The sequence below is a fragment of the Bradyrhizobium sp. Leo78 genome (assembly GCF_059512425.1).
In genome coordinates this window covers 277,410-284,150 of record NZ_JCAMOT010000008.1, presented here as the reverse complement: position 1 = coordinate 284,150, position 6,741 = coordinate 277,410, and the positions used below count along the sequence as shown (strand labels likewise).

At 61.5% G+C, this 6,741-nt stretch carries 7 protein-coding genes; 4 read left to right on the top strand and 3 right to left on the bottom strand.

All coding sequences use genetic code 11. The annotated features are described in order from the left end of the window. Positions 1 to 1,566: MOSC domain-containing protein (locus AC5ZG1_RS13725; RefSeq protein WP_496133163.1), on the top strand; the 1,566-nt coding region annotated here is incomplete at its 5' end. Here AC5ZG1_RS13725 and AC5ZG1_RS13720 read toward each other — a convergent pair. Together AC5ZG1_RS13720 and AC5ZG1_RS13715 are read right to left on the bottom strand one after the other, a co-directional pair. Further along, entirely contained in the window at positions 1,531 to 2,166 is a 636-nt protein-coding gene (locus tag AC5ZG1_RS13720) for a TMEM175 family protein (RefSeq protein WP_496133162.1), read from the bottom strand. The genes AC5ZG1_RS13725 and AC5ZG1_RS13720 overlap by 36 nt on opposite strands. 121 nt (positions 2,167 to 2,287) lie before the next feature. Beyond that, a complete protein-coding gene (locus tag AC5ZG1_RS13715) occupies positions 2,288 to 3,178 on the bottom strand; it encodes an SDR family oxidoreductase (RefSeq protein ID WP_456641713.1) in 891 nt (296 codons plus the stop codon). Between the two features lie 91 nt (positions 3,179 to 3,269). Between AC5ZG1_RS13715 and AC5ZG1_RS13710 the strand changes: the two genes are divergently transcribed. Beyond that, positions 3,270 to 4,094, top strand: a complete 825-nt coding sequence (locus AC5ZG1_RS13710) for a helix-turn-helix transcriptional regulator (protein ID WP_496133161.1) — start codon at positions 3,270 to 3,272, stop codon at positions 4,092 to 4,094. A 179-nt stretch (positions 4,095 to 4,273) separates the two neighbouring features. Here AC5ZG1_RS13710 and AC5ZG1_RS13705 read toward each other — a convergent pair whose 3' ends face one another. Then, positions 4,274 to 4,876, bottom strand: a complete 603-nt coding sequence (locus tag AC5ZG1_RS13705; protein WP_130226762.1) for a PAS domain-containing protein — start codon at positions 4,874 to 4,876, stop codon at positions 4,274 to 4,276. Between the two features lie 335 nt (positions 4,877 to 5,211). Between AC5ZG1_RS13705 and AC5ZG1_RS13700 the strand changes: the two genes are divergently transcribed. Together AC5ZG1_RS13700 and AC5ZG1_RS13695 are read left to right on the top strand one after the other, a co-directional pair. Next, entirely contained in the window at positions 5,212 to 5,967 is a 756-nt protein-coding gene (locus AC5ZG1_RS13700; protein ID WP_028166030.1) for an ABC transporter ATP-binding protein, read from the top strand. Continuing rightward, positions 5,960 to 6,706 carry an ABC transporter ATP-binding protein gene (locus AC5ZG1_RS13695; RefSeq protein ID WP_028166031.1) on the top strand — a complete coding sequence of 249 codons (747 nt, stop codon included), beginning with the start codon at positions 5,960 to 5,962 and terminating at the stop codon, positions 6,704 to 6,706. Before AC5ZG1_RS13700 ends, AC5ZG1_RS13695 begins: the two co-directional genes overlap by 8 nt. Positions 6,707 to 6,741 lie beyond the last annotated feature (35 nt).

The following is a 6,741-nucleotide window of genomic DNA, read 5'->3' as shown; positions in this document are numbered from 1 at the left end:
TCGTATCGCCATTGGCAGGATCAACTGAACCGGACCGACTTCGTCCACGGACAGTTCGGCGAGAATTTCACGATCGAAGGGCTGTCCGACGATGCCGTGTGCATCGGCGATCGTTACCGGATCGGCACTGCGCTGTTCGAGGTCACTCAGCCTCGCGTGACCTGCTATCGCGTCGGCATTCGGATGAACGAGCCACGAATGCCGGCATTGCTGACATCCAGCGGACGGCCGGGGTTCTACTTCCGCGTCCTAAGGGAAGGGGAGGTGGGTGCCGGCGATGAAATCGTGAAGGTGGGCGAGGCGAGCGAGCGAATGACCGTCGCCGAGATCAATGCGCTGCTCTATTCGCCCGATCACGCGCGTGACCGATTGGAGCGCGCCTTGCGCATCGAGGCGCTTTCGCCTGGATGGCGATCGTCGTTTGAGGCATTGCTGCAGAACCAAACGACTGCTGCGGGGAGCGGAAACGCGGGGCTCGCGCCGGCAGCAGCTGCGCACCCGGTAGCGCCAGGATTTTGGCAACTTGCCGTTACGGCGATCGACCAGGAGTCCGCGGACGTCCTCTCGCTGTCAATGCAGGATCCGGATGGTCGGCCGCTGCGACCTGCTTTGCCTGGCCAGTACGTCGTCATACGTCTTCGACCGACCGTTGGCGGCCCGCTACTCTTTCGCAGTTACTCCCTCTCGGGTCCTCCCTCGACGCAGCGCTATCGGATCAGCGTGAAAATCGAGCCGAATGGAGCTGGCGGAACCTATCTGCGCGAGCATCTTCGGGTGGGCGATGTGCTCGACGTCAGCTCACCGCGCGGAAGCTTCATTCTGCAGTCCGGAGAGCGGCCTGTGGTGCTGCTCAGCGCGGGAATCGGGGCAACGCCTGTTCTGGCGATGCTGCAGGCCCTGGCGGAGGCACACTCGACGCGGCAAATCTTGTGGCTGCACACGGCGCGTGACCGAGAGCACCATCCGTTTGCTGCCGAAGTTCGTCGCCTCTTGCTCTCGCTCACCCGCGGCCGCAGTTATGTTTGCTACAGCCGCCCGGGCTCGGGCGATAAGATCGGCGAGGACTTCGACGCGTCGGGGCATCTGTCGCAATCGGTCTTTGACGAGGTCGGCGTCCCGCGAGAGGCCGATGTCTATCTCTGTGGGCCGACCCGCTTCATGACGGATATGAAAACCGCGCTCGCGTCATTTGGCGTGCCGCCGGAGCGCCTTCACGTCGAAATTTTCAATGGCAGCGAGTCGATGACTCCCGGCATCGTCGGCGCACCGATGCGTGCGCCTCATCCACCGGAGGACGACGCCAACACCGGTCCGCTGGTATCGTTCGCGCGAAGCGGCGTTGCCGCACACTGGAAAGCGTCGGCGTATCAGAGCATCTTGGAGCTGGCCGAGGCGTGCAACGTGCCGGTTCGTTGGTCGTGCCGGACCGGTGTTTGTCATAACTGTGAAAGCGGCCTGGTTTCAGGCGCGGTCGCCTATGGACCGGAACCGCTCGATAAGCCTGCTGATGGCAACGTTCTGGTTTGCTGCTCACGACCGATCGGCGATGTCGTTGTCGATTTGTGAGTCCGCGGTTCCATCGCGCTGCTGCTGAGCCCAAGGCGGTTCTGGACTGAGATAACCGATGAGGCAGCAGATGCAAAGTCCAAGGCCGACGAGCGGATATCTCAACGCCACAACGGTCGCCACACCGAAGAGGCACAATGTCGCCAGCGACCGCACGCGCATGATCCTGCGCACCTTTGGTGGAATCTTCCCGTCGGGGGTCCGATCGATGAGCTCCCAGATCAGCGCGATGTAGGTCGCGTTCACCAGGAAGAAAACGGCCGCGTAGAACGCCACCGGCTGCGGCGCGAGTTCGCTCACTGCCATCCAGGCCGTGGAGAGGGGAAGCAGCGACATCGAAAACAGGTGCGCGAAATTGAACCACAACAGGCTCGGCGTGGCCTCATCGGCGTAGCGCATCAGGTAGTGGTGATTGGCCCAGACAATGGCGATGAAGAGGTAACTGACGGCATAGCTTAGCCACGTCGGCCAGAGAGCCAGCAACGCCTCGAAAGTGGGCCGCTCCGGCGGTCTCAATTCCAAGACCAGCACTGTGATGAGCACGGCGAACACGCCGTCCGAGAACGTGCTCAGTCGCTCCGGTGTCGCTCTACGCAGCACGCTCGCGCCCTCCGATCTCGCGAAGGGGGCGAGGTTTGCAGAGCGAAGTATTTGCGTCAATCGGCCGGCAGACGCTAGGGCGCTGGTATTCGAGCTTGTGTTCGAAAACCTCTCGGATCGCTCAAACCTTGAAGTAACCCGGCTGGCCGATGTCGGCGATCAAGTTAGCCCCCGTGGGCGTCCAGCCCAACCGCTGCTGCGTCAACGCGCTGGAGGCCGGCATGTCCAAACCGGCGAACATTGCCAGTGGCCCGTAATAATCGGCCGCCTCTTCTTTCTTGATCGAAACAACCGGCACATTCAACGCGCGGCCGATCACTTCGATGACTTGGCGCATGGGTACGCCTTCTTCGCCAACAGCGTGGTAAATTCCGTCTACCGCGCCCTTCTCCAACGCAAGCCGGTATAAGCGGGCGACATCCTGCCTATGCGCCGCAGCCCAGCGTTCGGCGCCTTCGCCGACATAGGCGGCGGCGCCTTTTTGACGCGCGAGCTCGAGCAGATAAGTGATCAGCCCAGCTTTTCCGTCGGCGCCATGCACTTGCGGCAGGCGTATCGCCATCGCGCGCACGCCACGCGACGCATAGGCCAAACCGGCCTGCTCGGACACGCGCGGAACATGCGGGCTTGAATCGCGTCGCATATCTTCGGTGATCACCACACCTGGCGCGATGAGGCCCGTTCCCGAGGTCACGATGAAAGGCTTGTTCGTGCCAGCCAGCACGTCGCCCATTGCTTCGATGGCGGCCTTGTCGATCGCGCCATTCTCCGCGAATTTCGTGAAATCATGGATGAAGGCCAGATGGATCACGCCGTCCGAATCCCTTGCGCCGCGCTTCAGGCTTTCCAGGTCCTGCAGCGAGCCGCGATGAACCTCCGCGCCTAGTTTCTCGAGCGTCTCGACGTTCGCTTCCGAGCGCGCGAGGCCGACAACCTGATGCCCGTTTGCGATGAGTTCTTTTGTAGTTTCGGTGCCGATAAATCCGGCGGCGCCGGTGACGAATACGCGCATGAGAAGCACTCCCTGTTCAGAATGCCGGGATATTGCTAAGCTGATCATTCGGGTAAAGTAGTGAGATTATACAGGTATAATCGCTAACAGGATGACGGACGCGAACTCGCTCGGGGCTTATCTCAAGGATCGTCGCGCTAAGCTCGATCCTACGGCATTCGGCTTTCCGCTAAAGCGGCGGCGAACGCCGGGACTTCGGCGCGAAGAAGTGGCGCAGCGGGCGAATGTGAGCGCCACATGGTACACTTGGCTGGAGCAGGGGCGCGGCGGCGCGCCTTCCGCCGATGTGCTGGATCGCATTGCTCGCGCCATGATGCTGACCGACGTGGAGCGCGAACATCTGTTTCTACTCGGCCTGGGCCGGCCACCCGAAGTCCGCTATCGTGCGCCCGAAGGTATCTCACCCCGTCTGCAACGCGTGCTCGACACGCTGGAATGCAGTCCCGCTTTTATTCGCACGGCGACATGGGATTTGATCGCGTGGAACAGGGCCGCCGCGACGGTCCTCACCGATTACAGCAAACTGCCGGATGGGCAGCGCAATGTTCTGCGCTTGATGTTCCGCGATAGCCGCGTGCGCGCAGCGCAGTCCAACTGGCAAAGTGTTGCGCGTTATGTGGTGGCGTCCTTCCGCGCGGATGTGGCGCGCGCCGGTGCGGCGCGCAATGTGCAATCGCTGATCGATGAGCTCTGCGCGACAAGCCCCGAATTCGGGGCCATGTGGCGTGACAACGACGTGCAGGGGCATGGCGATGGCGTGAAAGTCCTGCATCATCCCATCGCCGGACCGCTCTCGATGGAATTTTCTGCTTTCGCCGTCGATGGCCGGCCCGACCTCAATATGGTGATCTACAATCCTGCAACGCCCGCGGACGCGGACAAGATCCGCGCGCTTCTGAAGTCTCCGCCGAAGTAGGCGCGCCCCCGACGGACTCGATCTCAGCGGTAGCGAAAGGTGCGCGTTGGCTGGTTGAACAAGCGATTCGATAGGCGACGGTGTGACTTCCGTTTCGCGTCAAAGCGGCAAGGTTCAGAGCGAGCGAACGGTTTCCGGTTTGCGTCTCAAAGCAGAGGCCGGCGTTTATGCGTGCCGCCCTAATCGAATTCGAGCACGTCGGCGGCTGCGAGGCGGCCGGGGGTGCGGTGGAAGAGATCGCGATCGATAACCGCGCACAGCTTTGGCGCCGGCAGCTTGTCGCCGCCGCGCATCAGGTTCTTGATCTCGAAATGGCCGTCTTCGCAGATCGTCTTGAGCGAGGCGATGATGCGGCTGATCCGGCCGTCTTCGCCAAATGGCAGGAGCAGCCGCTCATAGGCGACCGGCCGTCCATAGATGTCGTCGACATGTGCGATCGTGTAGACCGGCAGGCCGCGCGCGATGCATTCGTGGTAGACTGGCATAATGATCGGTGCGAGGCGCGGGCCCAGATAATCGTCGAGAGCGCGGCCCTTTCCAGTGTGCCCGTAGGCATGCGCCATCCGCGTGCCCTCGCTCTGGATCGTCAATCGCGGCGGCTGCGGTTCGGCTTCGACCGCGTAGTGGACGAGGTCGAGCCTCTCATCCTCTAATCGTTCCGGCTCATATTCATCGACGCGGGGCGTCGATTGGTCACGGGCATAAAGCCTGAGCCAGGTGTTCAGCAGATCGCGCTGCCGGATCGATTTAATGATCGATGAATTGGCGCTCTCGAATTCCAAGGTCGAAAATCCGTCCCAGGACCAGATGGCCGGAGCATCGGCTTGACCGGGAAATATTCTATGAAGGCTTGGCTGCGCAGTAAAACACCGTTAATGGCGACTTTCCGAAGCGATAAATCGGGCGTGGCCGCAATTGGACTATTGGAGCAGGCGGAACCGGTACGGGTGCGTCCACAGTGCTCTGCTTTCCACCTTGCCTAACCCTTGTCGCATCGGCATATTCCGCCGCCGGAGGCGGCGGTCCGGGATGGTTTTCCGGGGTCGCGGAAAACCAACCGGATCAGGAAAAGATTGGCCGCGCTCGCAATCGCAGCGAGGCCGACGGGGGAAATTGTTTGGCCGACGAGTTCATTCTCGAGACCCACGGATTGACCAAGGAATTCGCGGGTTTCTTTGCCGTACGCGACGTCGCGTTGAAAGTGCGTCGCGGCAGCATCCATGCGTTGATCGGGCCCAACGGGGCCGGCAAGACGACATGCTTCAACCTGCTGACAAAATTCCTAAAGCCGTCTGCCGGCCGGATTGCATATAAGGGGCAGGACATCACCGCGATGCCGCCGGCCGATGTCGCGCGTCTCGGATTGGTGCGCTCGTTTCAGATCTCGGCGGTTTTCCCGCATCTGACGGCGCTGGAGAATGTTCGCGTCGCTTTGCAGCGCCAACACGGCAATTCCTTCGATTTCTGGCGCTCGAAAAGCGTGCTCGACCGCTACAACGCCCGCGCGCTGGAGTTGCTCGACGATGTCGGCCTGAGCGAGTTCGCCAACATTCCCGCCGTCGAGATGCCCTATGGCCGCAAGCGCGCCCTGGAGATTGCAACGACGATCGCGCTCGACCCGGAGATGATGTTGCTGGACGAGCCGATGGCCGGCATGGGCCATGAGGACATCGACAAGATTGCCGCCTTGATCAAGCGCATCTCCGCGAAATACACCATCCTGATGGTCGAACATAACCTCTCGGTGGTGGCGAATCTTTCCGACATCATCACCGTGTTGACGCGAGGGCAGGTGCTCGCGGAGGGCCATTATGCCGACCTCTCCAAGGACGAGCGCGTGAAGGAAGCCTATCTGGGAGCCGGTCATGCCTGAGCTGAAAATGGCTGAAGCTCCGGCCGCAAAGCCTGCGGCCGCGCCGGTGTTGGCTGTGAAGGACCTCCAGGCCTGGTATGGCGAGTCCCACATCCTGCACGGCATCAATTTTCAAGTGAATGCCGGTGAGGTGGTCACGCTGCTCGGGCGCAACGGCGCCGGCAAGACCACCACGCTGAAGTCGGTGATGGGAATCATCGGCAAGCGCTCCGGTTCGATCCGCTTCGAGAATCAGGAGATCATCCGCGCGTCCTCCGACAGGATCGCGCGGATGGGCATCGCTTTCTGTCCGGAGGAGCGCGGCATTTTCTCGAGCCTGGACGTTCGCGAAAACCTGCTGCTGCCGCCGACCGTGCGCCCCGGGGGCCTGTCGCTCGACCAGATCTTCGATCTATTTCCGAATTTAAAGGAGCGTCTCACCAGCCAGGGCACCAAGCTGTCCGGCGGCGAGCAGCAGATGCTCGCGATTGCGCGCATCCTGCGCACCGGCGCACGTTTCCTGATGCTGGACGAACCGACCGAGGGGCTCGCGCCGGTCATCATCCAGCAGATCGGCCATACTATCGCGCGGCTCAAATCGGAGGGCTTTACCATTCTGCTGGTCGAGCAGAATTTCCGTTTCGCGTCGACGGTCGCTGACCGGTATTACATTGTCGAGCACGGCAAGGTGATCGACGGTTTTGCCAATTCGGAGCTCTCCGCCAACATGGACAAGCTCCACACTTATCTCGGCGTCTGAATTGCCGACCTCAAGAAAAGCAAGAAGGACCACAA

Excerpts from the sequence above, each read along its gene's own strand:
- AC5ZG1_RS13710 (WP_496133161.1), top strand. The coding sequence starts at position 3,270 with ATGACGGACGCGAACTCGCTCGGGGCTTATCTCAAGGATCGTCGCGCT.
- AC5ZG1_RS13695 (WP_028166031.1), top strand. The coding sequence starts at position 5,960 with ATGCCTGAGCTGAAAATGGCTGAAGCTCCGGCCGCAAAGCCTGCGGCC.
- AC5ZG1_RS13715 (WP_456641713.1), bottom strand. The coding sequence starts at position 3,178 with ATGCGCGTATTCGTCACCGGCGCCGCCGGATTTATCGGCACCGAAACT.